This is a genomic window from Actinophytocola sp. (genome assembly GCF_035942955.1).
Lineage (GTDB): Bacteria > Actinomycetota > Actinomycetes > Mycobacteriales > Pseudonocardiaceae > DASYTH01.
In genome coordinates this window covers 1-17,004 of record NZ_DASZCQ010000320.1, presented here as the reverse complement: position 1 = coordinate 17,004, position 17,004 = coordinate 1, and the positions used below count along the sequence as shown (strand labels likewise).

Annotated in this window: 12 protein-coding genes and 2 pseudogenes; 6 read left to right on the top strand and 8 right to left on the bottom strand. The window is 71.9% G+C overall.

Going from position 1 to position 17,004, the window contains the following annotated elements:
• Window positions 1-37: 37 nt before the first annotated feature.
• From VGX25_RS32015 to VGX25_RS32005, 3 genes are read right to left on the bottom strand one after another with little or no spacing between them, the layout of a single operon-like run.
• Window positions 38-4,120: an alpha-(1->3)-arabinofuranosyltransferase gene (locus VGX25_RS32015; RefSeq protein ID WP_326921700.1), complete on the bottom strand. Its 4,083-nt coding sequence runs from the start codon at window positions 4,118-4,120 to the stop codon at window positions 38-40.
• Window positions 4,121-4,139: 19 nt separating this feature from the next.
• Window positions 4,140-4,889 carry a class I SAM-dependent methyltransferase gene (locus tag VGX25_RS32010; protein ID WP_326921699.1) on the bottom strand — a complete coding sequence of 250 codons (750 nt, stop codon included), beginning with the start codon at window positions 4,887-4,889 and terminating at the stop codon, window positions 4,140-4,142.
• Window positions 4,873-6,693 carry a hypothetical protein gene (locus VGX25_RS32005; protein WP_326921698.1) on the bottom strand — a complete coding sequence of 607 codons (1,821 nt, stop codon included), beginning with the start codon at window positions 6,691-6,693 and terminating at the stop codon, window positions 4,873-4,875. Before VGX25_RS32005 ends, VGX25_RS32010 begins: the two co-directional genes overlap by 17 nt.
• A gap of 46 nt (window positions 6,694-6,739) precedes the next feature.
• Here VGX25_RS32005 and VGX25_RS32000 point away from each other — a divergent pair, with 46 nt between their 5' ends.
• On the top strand, window positions 6,740-7,444 hold the full coding sequence (locus VGX25_RS32000; protein ID WP_326921697.1) for a class I SAM-dependent methyltransferase: 705 nt from the start codon (window positions 6,740-6,742) through the stop codon (window positions 7,442-7,444).
• A 77-nt stretch (window positions 7,445-7,521) separates the two neighbouring features.
• Here VGX25_RS32000 and VGX25_RS31995 read toward each other — a convergent pair whose 3' ends face one another.
• Window positions 7,522-8,325 carry an SAM-dependent methyltransferase gene (locus tag VGX25_RS31995; protein ID WP_326921696.1) on the bottom strand — a complete coding sequence of 268 codons (804 nt, stop codon included), beginning with the start codon at window positions 8,323-8,325 and terminating at the stop codon, window positions 7,522-7,524.
• 70 nt (window positions 8,326-8,395) lie between these two features.
• Here VGX25_RS31995 and VGX25_RS31990 point away from each other — a divergent pair, with 70 nt between their 5' ends.
• From VGX25_RS31990 to VGX25_RS31975, 5 genes and pseudogenes are all read left to right on the top strand, one after another.
• The gene (locus tag VGX25_RS31990; protein ID WP_326921695.1) at window positions 8,396-8,743 is read left to right on the top strand and encodes a PadR family transcriptional regulator; all 348 of its coding nucleotides are present in this window, start codon (window positions 8,396-8,398) and stop codon (window positions 8,741-8,743) included.
• A complete protein-coding gene (locus VGX25_RS31985; RefSeq protein ID WP_326921694.1) occupies window positions 8,710-9,753 on the top strand; it encodes a hypothetical protein in 1,044 nt (347 codons plus the stop codon). Before VGX25_RS31990 ends, VGX25_RS31985 begins: the two co-directional genes overlap by 34 nt.
• Before the next feature lie 97 nt (window positions 9,754-9,850).
• A pseudogene (locus VGX25_RS35865) lies at window positions 9,851-10,054 on the top strand (helix-turn-helix domain-containing protein); the annotation flags it as partial.
• Window positions 10,055-10,057: 3 nt separating this feature from the next.
• Window positions 10,058-11,089 carry a hypothetical protein gene (locus VGX25_RS31980; protein WP_326921693.1) on the top strand — a complete coding sequence of 344 codons (1,032 nt, stop codon included), beginning with the start codon at window positions 10,058-10,060 and terminating at the stop codon, window positions 11,087-11,089.
• A 60-nt stretch (window positions 11,090-11,149) separates the two neighbouring features.
• Complete coding sequence (locus VGX25_RS31975) at window positions 11,150-11,833, top strand: hypothetical protein (RefSeq protein WP_326921692.1); 684 nt, start codon at window positions 11,150-11,152, stop codon at window positions 11,831-11,833.
• Between the two features lie 133 nt (window positions 11,834-11,966).
• Here the strand turns inward: VGX25_RS31975 and VGX25_RS31970 are convergent, their stop codons facing one another.
• The 4 genes and pseudogenes from VGX25_RS31970 to VGX25_RS31960 form a co-directional block, all read right to left on the bottom strand.
• On the bottom strand, window positions 11,967-13,598 hold the full coding sequence (locus VGX25_RS31970) for a substrate-binding and VWA domain-containing protein (protein WP_326921691.1): 1,632 nt from the start codon (window positions 13,596-13,598) through the stop codon (window positions 11,967-11,969).
• A gap of 235 nt (window positions 13,599-13,833) precedes the next feature.
• On the bottom strand, window positions 13,834-15,630 hold the full coding sequence (locus VGX25_RS31965) for a long-chain fatty acid--CoA ligase (RefSeq protein ID WP_326921690.1): 1,797 nt from the start codon (window positions 15,628-15,630) through the stop codon (window positions 13,834-13,836).
• A 158-nt stretch (window positions 15,631-15,788) separates the two neighbouring features.
• Entirely contained in the window at window positions 15,789-16,067 is a 279-nt protein-coding gene (locus tag VGX25_RS35860) for a proprotein convertase P-domain-containing protein (RefSeq protein WP_414636052.1), read from the bottom strand.
• Window positions 16,068-16,160: 93 nt separating this feature from the next.
• Window positions 16,161-16,964: pseudogene (locus VGX25_RS31960) on the bottom strand (S1 family peptidase); the annotation flags it as partial.
• Window positions 16,965-17,004: the final 40 nt, after the last annotated feature.

The window sequence follows — 17,004 nt, the reverse complement described above, 5'->3', positions numbered from 1 at the left end:
CGTGAGTCTTTTGTGGTGCTATAACCCCACAAAAGACTCACGACGGTTCTGCCGGGGTCCGCGGAGCGAACCAGTCGATCGTGGCGGACACGATGGCGGCCAGGGACAGGAACACCGCCGCCTGGGCCGCGGCGCCGTAGGCCCAGTCCTGGCCATAGCCGAGCAGCCGGCCGGTCACGGCGATCACGGTGGCCGTGGCCATGCCGCCGGCGGCGAGGACGATCACTCCCGGCCGCCGCAGGACGCGGACGAGCAGGCAGCCGATCAGCAGCACGAGCGGGAGCATGCCGCCGAGCAGCGTGAGGATCACGACGAGGGCCACCGGGATCCACCGCGCGCCGCCCGGCCGGACCTCGGTGGGGCGCCACCGCCGGACCGGGACGAGGACCATGACCACGAGGCCGAGCGCGGCCAGCGCGCCGATCAGCAGGCGGGTGCGGTAGTTGGAGTCCGGGGTGAAGGCGAGGCGGACGGTGCCGCCCTGGCCGGCCGGGAGCAGCCAGGCCTGCTGCCAGCCGTCCACCCGGATGCGGCGCAGCTCCTGCCCGCCGATCGTGGCCACCCAGCCGTTGTTGGCGTTCTCCGGGACGGTGAGCACGGCGGACGGCCCGGGCCCGACGTCCACCGCGCGCCGGGTGGCGTCCCACTGCCGGACCGTGGTCGTCCGGTAGGTGGGCTGATCGCGCGGGACGGCGCTCGAGGTGAGCCAGAGATCCTGGACGATGAACGAGTCCGAGCGCTCGGTGCGCAGCACGTGCTCGCCGGCCGGCAGCTGGACGCCCTGCTGCAGGTCGCGGCAGGTGCCAAGGAGCAGCGGGCGGTGCCGGTAGACGTCGGCCAGCGAGCCGGAGACCGTCGTGTCGTAGGAGAAGCCGTCGATGACGAGCTTGGGTCCCGCGCCGCACGGCACGGTGAACCGGGTCTCCGGCTGCAGCAACGGGGCCAGATCGTCCACACCGGACAGTTGGAGTTCGCTGATGCCGGCCGGATCCCGGTCCCTCGCCGGGCCGATCGCGTCGACCGCCCGGTTGCCGGTCACCCGGGTCACGGCGATCTCGACCTGGTCGGTGGTGACCGAGAAGCTGGCCCGGCCGTTGGAGTCCAGCTCGACGACGCGGTTGCCGGCCGGCGTCCTGATGTCCAGTTCGGACGGTTGGGTGGCCCCGGAGGACGGCTCGGTGGCCAGCCGCACGCCGGTGATCGTGCGCTGGCCCGGCCACTTCAGCCGCAGCGTCGGGCGGGAGTCGGTGACGTCGGCGATCCACGTGGTGGCCGGGTCGGCGTCGACCGCGGCGAGCGGCCCGGCGGCCGGGTCGCCGGCGAGCTGCGAGGAGCCGGACACCTCGAACCCCGCCACGGTCACCGGGTTGCGGCCGCCCACGGCGGGCAGCACCATGCCGGCCACCCCGTAGTCGCCCGCCGCGGTGGTCGGGAACAGCCGGGTGATCCCGTCCGGCTCCTCGCCGGACCGGGCCAGGGCGGCGTTGCACCGCTGGCCCGCCTCGTCGGTGACGCAGGCGTACCGCGGCAGGTTTCCCCGGGAGAACGCGAGGCTCACCCGCTGGCCGCGCGCCGGGGTGGCGTCCGCGGGCACCTGCAGCGCGCGCTGTGGCGTCACGTCCGGGATCGTGAGCTCGGCGATGCCGACGTTGCCGGTCTGCCGGTCGGCCGCCACCGACAGCACGGTCACCCGGACCCGGTTGGTCAGCCCCGGCGCGGCGGCCAGGACCTGCGGCTCGGATCCGGCGGCCACGTCGTGGTCGACCGAGCCGGCGTCGGTGGTGATCCGGACCCGGGTCACCGGCCAGCCGACCCGCAGGTCGTAGACCATCCGCAGGGTCACGTTCGCCACCGTGCGCGGGGTGTCCAGCTCGACCTCGAGCCACTGCCCCCGCGGCCCGGAGAAGCTGGACGACTGCCAGTGGGTGAGCGGATCCCCGTCGATGGCCGCGAACGGCTGCAGGGACGGGTCGCTGCCCCCGACGGCGTCGGCGAAGCTGGCCGCGGTGGACGCGGTGACCTCGCGGATGCCCCGGAACGCGGCCACCGTCTGGTGCCGGATTCCCTGGAACGGCAACACGTCCACGGCCGGGCGGTCCTGCCGGACCGGCTCGTCGGCGGTCATCGTCTGGCTGAGGTTGTTGCGCGGCCGGCCGACGTTGCGCTCCCGGTGCCGCAGCCCGTCGGTGATCAGCCACTCCCGCGCCTCGGGCGCGCCGCCGTCGCCGGCGAGCACGGCCGGGCTGTCCCGGGCGAGCAGCTGCGCGTCGATCAGCGGCAGCAACGACTCCGGCCCGCCGCTCACGGTCACCGAGTCCTGTGTGGACACCGCGTTGACGATCGGGACCGGGCGCTGCACCTCGAAGATCTCCAGTGCCTTGGCGGGCGCCGCGGCCAGGTCGACCGGGCTGACCGCGGGCACGGACCCGGGCGCGATGTCCGGGCCGAACCCGGTCACCCTGGCGATGAACGGGGACTCGGCCAGCCCGGCACGCAGCATGCTCACCGGCGGCGAGCCGGTCGCCCGCCGGTCGATGTCGTTGCGCAGCAACAGGTAGCGGTAGCCGGACCGGGCGAGGAAGTCGGCCAGTCCCGGCGAGCCGCGCCCGTTGGCCAGCGCGTCCTCGACGGCGTCCATCACCCGGGTGTTGCCCTCGGAGCCCAGCGGGATCTGGCTGCGCACCGCCCACGGCGCCCTGGCCAGCGCCTGCGCCGGCTCGTCGACCGTGCGCCCCCAGGTGTACTCGCCGAAGCCGGACGCGGGCAGCAGCAGCGTGCGCGCGTTCGGATCGGCCTCACCAAGCCAGGTCATGGCCGAGCGCCAGTAGCCGGGCACCTCGTCCCAGCCGGGCCCCGGGCGCAGGGTGAGCAGCCACGCCGGCGCGGCCATCACCAGCACCAGCAGGAACCCCACGGCCAGCCGGGCCCTGGTGGCCACCACCGCGGAGGTGGTGCGGGCCCGCCACGGCAGCCGGCCGGACACCGCGTGCACGAACGCCAGCATCAGCGGCAGCCGCAGGCCCGGCTCGAACTTGTGCACGTTGCGCAGCGGGGCCAGCGGCCCGTCCAGCAGCGCCCGGACCGGCCCGGCGACCGGGCTGTCCAGCGTCCCGACGTAGCCGATGGTCAGCAGGGTGATCCCGACCAGCACGCCGAGCGTGAGGAACAGCCGCTCCGGCAGGTGCGCACGGACCAGGCCGGCCAGGCCGATCGCGGCGACCAGGCCGGTGGCCAGCATCAGCAGCGGGTTGTCGATCAGCATGAACCCCGACGGCCACCACGGCTCGCCGAACACCACGTAGGCGACCCACTGGTTGGTCCCGCGCAGCGCCTCGAACAGCGACATCGGCGCGGTGGTGTTGCTCGCCGACTCGATGTAGTCAAGGAACGGCAGGCTGTACTGGCCGAGCAGCAGCAGCGGCAGGATCCACCAGAGGGTGGCGCCAAGCACCCCGGCGCACCACCACAGCACCAGCTTGACGTGCGCGCGGGTCCACCGGCGGGTGGCCAGCCACAGCCCGGGCAGCACCAGCACCATGACCACCATGGCGCCGTTGACCCCGCCGATGCACAGCACGGCGAGCGCGGACAGGCCGGCCGCCCGGCGCGGCGAGCCGATCCGGCCGGCCCGCACCAGCGGCAGCATGATCCACGGCAGCAGCGCGGCGGGCAGCATCTCCGCCGACACCGGCCCGATCTCGGTGAGCATCCGCGGCGCCAGCGCGTAGGCGAGGGCGCCCGCGTAGCGCGCCGGCTCCGAGCCGATCCGCAGCGCCCTGGCAAGCAGCAGCGCGCCGCCGAAGGCCAGGCACAGGATCAGCGCGCACCAGATGCGCTGGGCGACCCACGGCGGGACGCCGAGCAGGTGGGTGGCGGCGAAGAACGGCCCCATCGGGAACAGGTAGCCGTACGCCTGGTTCTGCAGCTCGCCGCCGGTGGCCTCGGGGTTCCACAGGTGCAGCGCGCGGCCGAGGAAGGCCACCGGGTCCACGACCAGGTCGAGCTTGGTGTCGAAGGTGGTCCGGCCGGGGCGCTGCAGGAAGGACAGCACGACCAGGCCGAGCATGAACCACGCGGTCGGGTTCCGGGTCAGCCCGACCAACCGCACGCTGGTAACCATTTGGCAGGAATCGTAGGGGTCACCCGATCCGGCGAATCACGTACCGGGTGCTGCGCCAGTGGGCGGCGGGATCGTCGTGGTCCCGCGTGTCGACCACCTCGCCGCCTTTGGCGGTGACCACCGCGCGGAGGTGGTCCGGGTCGACGGCGGTCATCCGCATCGGCGCGGGGTAGCGGAGGATCACGCGCTGGCCGAGGCGGACCAGCCAGCCGGGGGCGAACCGCCAGATCGCGCCCTTGATCGTCCACAGTGGACTAGTGACGCACTGCAGGACGGCGATCCCGTCCGGCCGCAGCACCCGCATGAACTCGGCGAGGTAGGTGTCGATGATCGGCGCCGGCAGGTGCTGCAGGACCAGCTCGGAGTAGACGAGGTCGAAGCTCGCGTCGTCGAACCGGCGCAGGTCCGGGGCGTCGTTGAGGAGGAACCGGCAGGCGCCGCCGGTGCGGTCCAGGCGCCGGGCCGCGTCGAGCATGGGCACCGAGACGTCCACCCCGACCACGGCGTCGGCATACTCGGCGAGGGCCTGGGACAGCCGCCCCGCGCCGCAGCCGAAGTCGAGCACCCGCCCCCACCGGCGCAGCAGGCCGAGCTCGTCCAGCCACGCCATCGCCGCGCCGACGTCCGCGCGCCCCTTGGCGAGGAACTGGTCGACGTCCCACCGCCCGCCGCGCTTGCCCGGCGCGACGTACACCGCCCACAGCGGGTCGCGCTCGCCAAGCCGGGTCCAGTCGTGGCGGACCTCGTCGAAGTCAGACAACCGGCTCACCGACTATGACCTTCGTGACGCACACGGGCGCGACCGGGGTCGCCCGGCGGAAGGTCAGCGTGTCGAGCTCGCCGTCGACCGGGATGTGCAGCGTGTGCACGCCCCGCTCGAAGTCGACCCTGATGGTCCGGCCGGCGACCGTCACCCAGCCCGGCCCGCCGTCGCCGGTGAAGTACTCCACCCGCGCCAGCAGCTTGCCGCGCACGCCCGCGGTCAGCCCGACCGGCGTGGGCCTATCGTCGATCAGGTGCCCGCAATCCCTTGCGGTGCCAGGGATGTCGGTCACCGCGTCGTCCAGGCGCTCGATCGGCCGCGGCCGGCCGGTGGAGTCCAACTGGTACATCGTCTCGGCCGGCAGGTCGAACCGCGGCGGCCCGGGCAGCAGGCCGATCACCCGCGAGGCGCGGGCGTCCCGGCCGAACCAGTTGATCAGGATGTCCACCGGGACGCCGCCGTCGTACAGCACGATGCCCGGCGTGCGGGACAGCTCGGCGGCCGCGGTGGCCACGTATCGCTTGGCGTGCGCGGCCTGGGCGGCCGGCGCGAGCCGCAGGTGGCTCACGGTGGCGTTGGCCGCGAACGCGACGACCAGCACCGTCATGAGGACCGTCCGGAGACGCGGACGGGGTCGGTGGGTCGGCTCCGGCAGCGACTCCAGCGGCCGCAGGTAGGCGAAGGCGGCGAAGAGCACGGCCACCGGCACCGCGTCGGCGACGTAGCGGGGATCCGCGCCCACCAGCGAGCCGACCAGCCCCAGCCGGGTCAGCGCGACCAGGGCCAGGTCCGCCGCGAGGTAGCCGGCGAGCAGCAGCCAGGCGTGCCGGGCCCGGCGCCCGCCGACGATCAGCCCGCCGATCACGACGCCGGCCGCGAGCGCCGCGGCCAGGATCCGGACCGCAAGGCCCGGCGGGTGCCAGGAGACCCCGCCGCCGGCCGCACCCAGCGGACCGCCGAAGACGCCGGGCAGGAAGGTGTCCAGGAGCAGCCGGCCGGCCAGGTCGGCGTACCGGCCACCGCCGGTACCGGGCGCGCCGACCGCCGGGCTGCTGACGCTGAGGTAGACGGCGGCGTAGCCGGCGAGCAGCCCGAGCTGGCTCAGCCACACCCGGCGATGGGTGCGCAGCGCCCAGCCGAGCGCCCACCGCTCGCCGGGCGGAGCGAGCAGGATCGTCACCGCGAGCAGCAGGGCGGGCAACAGCGCCGCCTTCTCGTAGAAGGCCATGCCCGCGGCCGTCCACAGCAACGCGTACCCCGCATCCCGGCGCCGGCCGCCGGTGAGGTACCGCACGTGCGCGCCGAGCGCGCCCACCATGGTCAGCAGCAGCGGGATCAGCTGCACCCCGTATGCCCACCACAGCGTCGGCAGCAGGATCAGCGGCGACGCCGTGAACACCGCGAACGGCACGAGCAGCGCCGGCCGCGGGCCGAAGCAGCGCACCAGCAGCCGCCAGAACAGCACCGACGCCAGGGCCTGCATGGCCAGCAGCGGCAGCACCGCCACCGGGTAGCTCAGCGGGGCGATCCAGGTGACCAGCCAGGCCAGCAGCAGCATGCCGGGCGCAAGGTGCTCGCGGTTGTACGCCTGGAACAGGTAGTCCGGATCGAACGGGCTCGCCTGCGCCGCGCGGTAGGTGATGATGAAGTCGTCCTGCCAGAAGTAGCCGTTGAGCGCGGCCCATGCGTGCATGGCGAACGGCGCCGCCCCGATCAGCAGCGCGAGGGCGGCGAGTGGGACACGCGGCCGCCCGGTCAGGCTGCTTGACCGAGGTGGCGCCGGCCTGGCCAGCGGACGGTCGAGCGTCATCGCACACCTTGTAGCAGGGATATCGCGCGCTCGCTAGAGTGCGCCGGTGGCAGAGTCCGTCGACTTCGAGGCGGCGTGGGCCCTGGCGGAGGACATCCCCGGCTGGCTGACGCGGGACCAGGGCCGGGCGCTGTGGGACGCCGCGCACCGGCTCGGCCCCGGCCGGACCGTTCTGGAGATCGGCAGCCACCAGGGCCGCTCGACCGTCATCCTCGGCATCGCCGCCCGATCCGTCGGCGCCTCGGTGATCGCGGTCGACCCCTTCGTCGACTGGCTCGGCGGCGCCTCGATCCGGGAACGCTTCGCGGCCAACGTCGCCAAGGCCGGCCTCGACGGGGTGGTCGAGCTGGTGGTCGGCTACAGCACCAAGCTGCGTCCCACCTGGACCCGCCCCATCCACCTGCTCTACATCGACGGCAAGCACGACTACTGGACCTACACCGACGACCTCCGCTGGTCCGCCCACCTCCCACCCGACGCCGAGATCCTGGTGCACGACTGCTTCTCCTCGATCGGCGTCACCAGCGGCACCCTGGCCAAGGTCCTTGCCGGCACCCGATACTCCTATGTGGACCGAGTCGGCTCCCTCGCCAGGTTCACCCTCCGCCGTCCGTCCCTTGCGGACAGATGGCGGGTGGTGCGCGAGCTCCCCTGGTTCACCCGCAACGTCATCATCAAAGTGTTGCTACGCCTACGATTGCGCCCCGCCACCCGCCTCCTCGGCCACCGCGCGGCACACGACCCGTACTGACCGCACGCCTCGATGCGCCGCTGCACCAGCAGGACCGGGTGGCCATCGGGGTCGGCGATCCAGCGGCGATGTCCGGGTCAGGGTTTGCGACCGACGGCGGCGCAGATCACGGCCGGCGCCAGGGGGTCGGCGGTGCCGGTCTCCGGCCGCCAGTGCGGGGCCCAGACCATGCCGGGCTCGACCAGCTCGGTGCCGGCCATGAAGGTCAGGATCCGCTCGCGGGTGCGGACGGCCGCCGGGGTGCTGCTCTGGTCGTACATCCGCCGGAGGGCCTGGTACCGCTCCTGGCCGGTGTCCGCGCCGTGGGAAAGCACGAGGAAGCTGCCCGGCGCCATGGCGTCGACGTAGCGCGCCACGACGCCGTGCGGGTCGGCCTCGTCGGGGATGAAATGCAGCACGGCGGCCATGATCACGGCCATCGGCCGCGTGAAGTCGATCAACCGCCGTACCGGCTCGGCGCCGAGCACGGCGTCCACCTTGAGCAGGTCGGCCAGCACCACGTCGGCGTCGTCGTTGTCCTCGAGCATCAGCTCGCTGTGCGCCACGGCGATCGGCTCGTTGTCGACGTAGACGATCCGGCAGCCGGGAGCGAGGCGCTGGGCGATCTCATGCACGTTGCCGACGGTGGGAATGCCCGATCCGAGGTCGAGGAACTGCCGGATGCCCTGCTCGACGCAGAACCGCACCGCCCGCCCCAGGAACGCCCGGTTGTGCCGGAGAATCACCCCCGCCTCGGGCGCGCGTTCCAGCAGCCGGTGCGCGAACACCCGGTCCACCTCGAAGTTCGACGCCCCGCCGAGCAGGTAGTCGTACACCCGAGCCGCATTCGGCCGCTGAAGATCAATGTCCGCTGGCGCCCATCCCGGCAGCTCGGTTCGCATGGCGCCACCCTAGTCGTCAGGATGCGTGCTCGTCGTTGCCAGATATATCGCGTGCCGATATATTCGGTACGTGACGAGTAGGGCCATGAGCGAGCAGGCGTTCTTCGTCCTCACGGCGTTGGTGGACCGGCCGCGGCACGGGTACGGGATCGTCGGCGAGGCGGCCGAGCTGTCGGACGGCCGGGTGCGGCTCAAGGTGGGCACCCTGTACGGGGTGCTGGACCGGCTGGTCGCCGACGGGCTGGTCGAGCCGGACCGCGAGGAGATCGCCAACGGCCGGCTGCGCCGCTACTACCGGCTGACCGAGCGCGGCCGGGACGCGCTGGCGGCCGAGGCGGCGCGGCAGGCGGCGAACGCCAGGGCCGCCACGAAACGGTTGCGGGCATGGCAACCCAGGACCGCGGGCGGCCCGGCGTGACCGCGCTGGAGCGGCGCTACCGGCGCCTGCTGCGCCTGCTTCCGGCCTCCTACCGGGCGGCGTGGGAGGAGGACATGGTCGCCACCTTCCTGGCCGGCGCGCTCCCCGACGACCCCGAGGATGCGGAGTTCGCCGCCGAGTACGGCCGCCCGGACTGGTCCGAAGTGGTCAGTGTCCTGGGATTGGCGGCGCGGCTGCGTTTCGGTGGCGCCGGCGCGCCGCCGCGCTACCTTGCCCTGGGGGAGGCGGTGCGGCGGGTGGCGCTGGTGGGTCTGCTGGCGCACGCCGTCACCGCGGTGGCCGGTGTGGGATCGCTGCTGTGGCTGCCGGTGCGGTTTCCGGACGTCCCCGCCGCCGGCCGGGCGGACACGGTGTGGACGCTGCTCGGCCTGGGGTGGGTGGCGGCGTACCTGTTGCTGGTGCTCGGACGCTGGCGGGCGGCGCGGCTGCTCGCCGGGCTGTCGCTGCTGCCCTCCATGATCATCACCGGCCTCGACCTGGCCACCACCGGCGGCGCCTACCTGCTCTCCCGCACCGTCGGCCTGCTCGTCGCCGCCATCCCGGTGCTGGCCCTCGCCGCGTTCCACCGGGACGCGATGCCGGTCCCGCCCCGCCCCTGGCTCATCGCCCTGCCGGTCGGCGCCACCCTGCTCACCGGCGTGCTCCTGCTCACCCAGTACCCCGCGGGCTGGGTGATCGTGGACTGGCCCGGCCTCACCTGCGCCGCCGTCGTCGCCGCCGCGCTCGTCCACCAGATCGCACGCTTCACCGGACGCACCGCCCCGGCCTGGCCGGCCGCCCTCGCGCTGCTCGCCCTCGCCATCCTCACCCTGCGCGCCGCGACCCTCCTTGACAACCTCCGGTACACCGCCCCAGCCCCGGACCGGAACACCCTCGTCACCGCCGCCCTCCTCGAATCCCTCGCCGTCCTGCTCATCACCCTCCCCCTCACCCGCCAAGCCGCGCGCACACTCCGCACCCTGCCCGCCGCCGACCCGGCAAAGCCATGAGGAACCGGCCCGCTCGGATGGTCCGGGCCATCATCACCGACTGCCGCCGGTAGCCTGACGGGCGAAGAGGCCTACTCCGCGAGCAAGGTTGGATCCGATGCCTGGCGCATCGACATCACGTCCGGAGCCGTCCGAGATCGGTCAGCGTGCCCGTGTCATTCGCCGGCGTCGGGGGCTGAGCCTGGACGTGGCGGCCGGCCTCGCCGGGATCTCCAAGTCGTATCTGTCCATGCTCGAGCGGGGTTTGCGCGGGTTCGAACGTCGCGGCCTGATCGAGGATCTGGCGAACGCGCTCGGGTGCGCGGTGGCCGACCTGACCGGCCAGCCCTATCTTCCCGCGGACCGCGACATCGCCGACGGCAAGCGGGTGATCGTTCGCATTGAGCGCGGCCTGAACGACGCCGCGCTTGACGACGCGCCGGACGTCCCACCGCGACCGCTCGACGAGTTGGAGCCATTGGTCGCCGGCGCCGCGAGGTTGCGTGACGAAGGGCTGTACGGCGCGGCGGCCAACGACGCTGATCGCCTGCTGGTCGAGCTGCAGGCGCACGTGGCGACCGGGCGTGGCGACCATCGCCGAGCCGCCGCAGACCTGGTGACCCACGCCGCCTACAACGCCTTCGTGGTGGCCACGACCTACGGTTATCTGCATCTCGCCCAGCATGCGGCGCAACGCGCTTGGGAGGCCGCAATCCTGACCGAGGACCCCGAGCTCGTCGCCTTCGCCATGTTCGCTCGCGCACCCGCCATCGCGCGTAACGGCGGCCGCGGCAGGGCGAAACGGCTCCTCGACCGGGCAATCTCCGAGGCACGCCCGTTGACCGCGATCCGCGACGGCGCGACAAGGGGAGCGGAGACATTCGGTCTGCTCAACCTGATGCGGGCGCACCTCGCCGCGCGTGCTGAGGACGCCGACACCGCGCACGCGCACCTCGAGGCGGCGTCGGACGTGGCGGTCCGCACAGGTGAGCGCAACGGCTTCGGGCAGCACTTCGGGCCGACGAACGTCCAACTGTGGCGGGTCTCGATCGGCGTCGAGCTCGGCCAAGGGCCGGACATCGCCGAGCGATTCGAGCGCGAACCCATCGACCTGTCGGCGCTCGACAGCCGCGACCGGACCGCCGCACTGCATTTCGATCTTGCGAGGGCGTACGCGCAGGCCGATGGCGCACGCGACGCCGAGACGGTCCGGCACCTCGATCTCGCCGACCGCATGGCCCCGCAACGGATTCGGCAGGACCCCATCGCCCACGACATCGTGACCAGCCTGCTACGGCGCGCCCGCCGCCGAGCCTGGGAGCTCGACTCGCTGCGCAACCGCTTCGGACTTGCCTGACCGCGCCCCCGTTCACAGATTGTGAACACTGTCCGATGAGTCGCACCTAGCGTCATGATCATGACGCTAGGTCGGAGTGGGGTCCCCTACATCACCACGTGGAGTGCCGAGGAGTCGCTGCCGACGACCGTGATTCAACGTCCCGGAGGCGGTATCGCTTATCTGGACGAGACATTGGTTGATCGGGATGAGAACGGTGTGCTGTGGCAGCGGGTGCCGTCGCGGCCGGGTCGGGGGCGGCCGGAGTTCGGCAAGGTTCATCCGTTGCGGCAGCGTCGGGCTATGCGTCGGCTGCTGTGTGGGATCTGTGGTGGGGTGCCGGATCGCACCGATGAGGGTGTGCTGTGGCTGGTGAGAGACTTCCGTGGGGATTGGCCGGATTGGCCGGACGGCATGGCCGCGACCGAACCACCGGTGTGCCTGCCCTGTGCGCATCGGTCCGTCGGTGCCTGTCCGGCTCTGCGCATCGGGTTTGTCGCCGTCCGGGTGGGACAGTCCACTGTAGCCGGCGTCTACGGTACCGTCTATCAAGGGGGACAACCGTTCCCTGCCCCCGTGGATGACGCCGTCGTCGCCTTCGACGACTCTGCCATCCGGTGGGTCCAGGCCGCTCAACTGGTCCGGGAACTCGGTGACTGCACCATCCTGCGCGCCATGCCGGAACGCCGGGACCAGCTCTGGCAACGGGACCGACCCGGCGTTCCGAACGGAGTCGGGGACGGCACCCAGGCTCACCCCGCGTGAAGTGGAGTTATGGGACCCGGCTTGCGGGCGGCGGGTGGTCGCCGGCCATCTCGAGGAGGTGGGCGCGGACAGCGGCCAGGCGGTGCGTCGTGTTGAGGCGGGGAGGGGGCGGGCAGGTCGGGGCCGAACGGACTCAGCCGCCGCCGTTGCCGGGCTGGCAGGTGGGCGGCTGGCAGAGCATCTTGGACAGCGCCGCGTAGAACACGTCGCGGATCTTGGTCGGGTCCGGGGTGGTGAACGCCTGGCCGCCGGTGGCCTCGGAGATGCGCTTCAGCTCGCCGGGGTCGATGTCCGGACCGATGCCGATGCCGATGATCCGCAACGGCCGGCGCGGGTCCTGCAGCTTGCCCAGCTCGGCGAGCAGGGTGTCCAGGGAGATCCCGTCGGGGTCCTCGTTCTTCCCGTCGGTCATGACGACCACGGCGTTGATCCGGCCCGGTTCCCAGTTCTGCCGGCCGTCCTGGTAGGCGGCCAGCACGCTGTCGTACATGCCGGTGCCGCCGTTCGGCTTGGCCTTGACCGCGCGCAGCTTGTCCAGCGCGCCCGCGGCCAGCTGCTCGCTGACCGTCCGCACCGGAAGCAGCACCGAGTAGTCCTTGTCGCCGTCCAGTTTGGTCGAGAACAGCCACATGCCCAGCTTCGTCGTCGGCTTGAACAGGCCCATGCCCTGCGACGCCGCCTGGACGGTCACGTCCATCCGGTTCAACCCGGTGCCCGGCACCGGCTCGTTCATCGACCCGGACACGTCGAGCAGCACCAGCAGCCGGCCGCTGAGGTTGACCGCGGCCCACGCGTTGAGCACCTGCTCCACCTGCTCGCCCTCGGGTTGCTGCACCGGCGTCATCGGATCGGAGCTGGTGCGCTTGTCCTGCGAGCGGTCGCGCAGCGCCCGGCCGTCCGGGGTGCGGAACCCGGCGTCGGCCAGCGCCTCGGAGGTCTCCTGGTTGAGCAGTCGCTCGAGGAACCGCTTGGCGGCCGTGCGCTTGGCGTCCGACGACTCCGGCATCACGACGTACGGGTAGTCCAGCGACGGCACGGCAGGGTCGGCGTAGACCGCGACCAGCTGCATGCCGTCCTGCTTGACGTTGTGCCGCAGCAGGGCGTTCTCCGAGGTGGGGAACGCCGACAGCGGCTCGGCGGGGCTGGTGCCGCCGGGCAGCCGGGAGAACAGCTCGGACGCCTGGGACACCGTGTTCGGCGACAGCTTGCGCATCGCGGCGGTGCTGGCGCCGCCGGGGTCGGGCGCGTTCTTGATCAGCTCGCGCAGCCCGAAGAGCGTGGACACCCCGACCGGATCGCGGGCCGGGTCGGGGAAGCCGATCGTGAGCGATCTGGCTTCCGGCCCGATCACGTCGGCCCAGGACAGTGGCCGGTTCGGCCAGCCGAGCTCGGTCGCGGCCGCGTCGGTGAGCGCGAGCACCACCGGCGAGCTGGCGATCGAGTCCCCGGCGACCGGCGTGGCCCAGGCGCCCTTGTCCTGGGCGCGCTGCAACCACATGGTGGATTCCGGGATCCACACGTCGGGCCGCTCCGTGCCGTCGGACACGGCGAGCGACTCCGCGGTCGCCGCGGACTCCCGACTGGACACATTGACCCGGTAGCAGCTTTCCGCGTCCTCTTCGGACACTTTGCGTCCGATCGCGGTCACGATCGGTGCGATGTCGGGCGCCGCCACCACATTGAGGGTCGTCGTGGTGTCGCAACCGGACGCTCGCAGACGGTCACGGAGGAAGTCGAACGTGAACCAGCCCACCAGTGCGAGCACGAGCAGGATGCTCAGTAGAACAGCGGGCGACCGCATGCCGCGTCGCGATCCGCGCCGGGTGGTCGCCGAGTGCCGCCCCATCGCCGCAGTCCTCCATCCACCCCGAATGCGTGACAGCGTCAACCGGTTGTACGTAGCCCGCGGACGTATCCGCTAGGCCGAATGCAGTAATACGTATGGGAACAGTTAACCTAATGTAGGTTCTTCTGGAAAGGTTATTACCATCCCGCCATTGTCAAGAATACAGAGCGTCTACATCGCTGGCGAAGTCCTTCATGATCACATTCCGCTTGAGCTTCAGCGAGGGCGTCAGGTAGCCGTTCTCCGGGGTGAACTCCGTGGCCAGCACCCGGAACCTGCGCACCGACTCCGCCTTCGACACCGCCGCGTTGCCCTCGTCGACCGCGTGCTGCAGCTCTTCGAGCAGGTCGGGGTCCTCGGCCAGGTCCGCGACCGAGGCGGCGACCGGCTTGCCGCGGGTGGTCTTCCAGTAGTCGAAGTAGTCCTGGTCGATCGTGATCAACGCGGCCACGTACTTCTGACCGTCGCCGACCACCATCGCCTGGCCGACCAGCGGATGCGCGGAGATGCGGTCCTCGATGACCGCGGGCGCGACGTTCTTGCCGCCGCTTGTGACAAGAATCTCCTTCTTCCTGCCGGTGATCTTGAGGAAGCCGTCGTCGTCGAGCTCACCGAGGTCGCCGGTGTGGAAGAAGCCCTCCTCGTCGATGGCCTCCCTGGTGGCCTCCTCGTTCTGCCAGTAGCCGGTGAACACGCCCGCGCCGCGCAGCAGGATCTCGCCGTCGTCGTCGATGCGCACGGTGGTGCCGGGCAGCGGCTGGCCGACCGTGCCCGCCCGGAACTTCTCCGGCGAGTTCACCACCGACGCCGCGGTGGACTCGGTGAGCCCGTAGCCCTCGAACACCTGGATGCCGACGCCGCGGAAGAAGTGGGTCAGCCGGGTGCCGAGCGCCGCGCCGCCGGAGATGGCGTAGCGCACCCGCCCGCCGAGCGCGGCCCGCAGCTTGGCGTAGACCAGCTTGTCGAACACGAAGTGCCGCAGGCGCAGCCCGAGGCTCGGGTTGCCGCCGGCCTCGCTGTAGGCGATCGCGGTGTCCGCGGCCGCGTCGAAGATCTTGCCCTTGCCCGAGGCGTGCGCCTTCTGCCTCGCTCCGTTGTAGACCTTCTCCAGGACGTACGGCACGGACAGGATGAACGTCGGCCGGAACGCCGCCAGGTTGTCGGTCAGCGTCTTGACGTCCGACCAGTGGCCCAGCGTGGCCCGCGCCATCACCGCGCCCACCTCGACGATGCGCCCGAAGACGTGCGCGATCGGCAGGAAGAGCAAAGTGGACGCTTCGGTGTCGTTGTCGCCTTTGAACAACGGAGCCAGGTACTCGACGGAGTTGCCGCCGGAGGCGAAGAAGTTCGCGTGGGTGAGCATGCAGCCCTTCGGCCGGCCGGTGGTGCCCGACGTGTAGATGATCGTCGCCAGGTCCGCCGGCCGGACCGCGGCGCGCCGGGCCTCGACCTCGGCGGGGTCGGTGTCCCTGCCGAGCTCGACGATGCTCGCCACCCCGTCGTCGGTCAGCCACCACACGTGCTCGAGGTTGGGCAGATGACCGCGGATCCCGTCGATCTTCGCGGCCTGGTCGTCGTTCTCCACGAGCACCGCGACCGCGCCCGAGTTGCTCATGATCCACTCGATCTGCTCGGCCGAGGACGTCACGTAGATCGGCACCGGCACCGCGCCTGCCGCCCAGATCGCGAAGTCGAACAGCGTCCACTCGTACCGGGTCGCCGCCAGGATCCCCACCCGGTCGCCGGCCGCGATCCCGGCCGCGATCAGGCCCCGTGCCACGTCGACGACCTCGTCGCGGAACCGCTCGGCCGTCACGTCCCGCCAGCCGCCCGCACCCTTGCGCCGGAACACCACGTGCCGCGGCGCCTCACGCGCGTTGGTGAAGACGAGGTCGGCCAGGCCCCCGCGGTCCGGGATCGTGACCCGCGTCGGGACGGCGAGCTCGCGCATGGTGATCCTCCGATCGGCTACCTGGCGGTAACTTCGGGTGTATCTTGCCTGCAACACGCCGCGAAGGCCACCTCCGCTCGTGGAGGTGGCCTTCGCGGTACCGGCGTGTTCGCCTCTGGCGTCGGCGTGTCGGCGCGTGGCGAGGCGGGGCTCGGGTGTCAGAGGGTGAGCTTCCAGCGGTCGATGCGGCCGACGTCCTGGGCGGCGGCGTCGCGGACGCGCAGGTTCCAGGTGCCGTTGGCGACTTCGGAGGACAGGTTGACGGCGAAGATCTGGTCGACGTTGTCCGCGCTGTCGCCGGAGCGGTTGAGCAGGTTGTAGGTGCTGCCGTCGGGGGCGACCAGGTCGACGACGAGGTCGCCGCGGTAGGTGTGGACGATGTGGACCTCGACGGTGCTGGACGCAAGGGCGTTGCCGGGGACGCCGCTGGCCGTCACCGGGCTGCTCACCGTTGAGAGGTCGGGGATGGCGACGTCGGTGGTGTTCTCGAAGGAGACGCCGGCGCGGGGTGGGGTGCCACCGCCGCCGCCGAGGCTGTTGGCCGCGGCGGTGATGTCGGCGGCGAACGTGCTCACCTCGGTGTAGACGCCGGGCTTGCCGGGCCGGGCGCAGCCCTCGCCCCAGCTGGTGATGCCGACCTGGACCCAGGCGTTGTTGTTGTCCCGGCGGAACATCGGGCCGCCGGAGTCACCCTGGCAGGTGTCCACGCCGCCGTTGTTCCAGTCGCCGGCGCAGATCTCCTCGGCGAAGATCAGTCCACTGTAGGATCCGCCGGCCGAGCGGCACTGGGTGTCGCTGATGAACGGGACGTTGGCCTTGAGCAGGAAGCGTTGCTGTGACCCGCCTTCGCGGTTGGCGCCCCAGCCGGCGACGGTGAACGTGCCGCTGTTGAACGCGGTCGTGGTGGCGATCTGCAGGACGGGCAGGTTGAACGACGACTGCAGCCGGATCAGCGCCCAGTCCTTGCCGTTGCCGTTGTAGCCGGGCGCCCGGTGCACGTAGTTCGATCTGATCTGGATCCGAGCCGAGGACTGCAGGTCGACGACGCCGCCGGTGGCGGTGATGCTGGTGTTGTTGCCGGTCGAGCCGACGCAGTGCGCCGCGGTCAGGACGATGTTGGGCCGGATCAGGCTGCCGCCACAGCCCATGGACAGCCGGACCATCCAGGGGAACTCGCCCTGTGCGGCCGGGGTTCCGCCTACGACCTGGGGGAAGACGTCATCGGGTTCCGGGTCGGCGGCGGCGAGCTGGGTGGCCGTACCGAGGACGGCCGCGAAGCCCGCGACCAGGACGGCGGTGCGCCGGAGCGTGGCGCGCCAGGGGAACGTGCGCACGGGAATGTCCTTCCACGTAAGGGATGCAGGGGTCTGGTGG

What these genes read in the sequence shown, in the direction of transcription:
- VGX25_RS31965 (WP_326921690.1), bottom strand. Translation starts at nt 15,630, where the DNA reads ATGCGCGAGCTCGCCGTCCCGACGCGGGTCACGATCCCGGACCGCGGG.
- VGX25_RS31985 (WP_326921694.1), top strand. Translation starts at nt 8,710, where the DNA reads ATGGCAACCCAGGACCGCGGGCGGCCCGGCGTGACCGCGCTGGAGCGG.
- VGX25_RS32005 (WP_326921698.1), bottom strand. Translation starts at nt 6,693, where the DNA reads ATGACGCTCGACCGTCCGCTGGCCAGGCCGGCGCCACCTCGGTCAAGC.
- VGX25_RS31975 (WP_326921692.1), top strand. Translation starts at nt 11,150, where the DNA reads ATGACGCTAGGTCGGAGTGGGGTCCCCTACATCACCACGTGGAGTGCC.
- VGX25_RS31995 (WP_326921696.1), bottom strand. Translation starts at nt 8,325, where the DNA reads ATGCGAACCGAGCTGCCGGGATGGGCGCCAGCGGACATTGATCTTCAG.
- VGX25_RS32015 (WP_326921700.1), bottom strand. Translation starts at nt 4,120, where the DNA reads ATGGTTACCAGCGTGCGGTTGGTCGGGCTGACCCGGAACCCGACCGCG.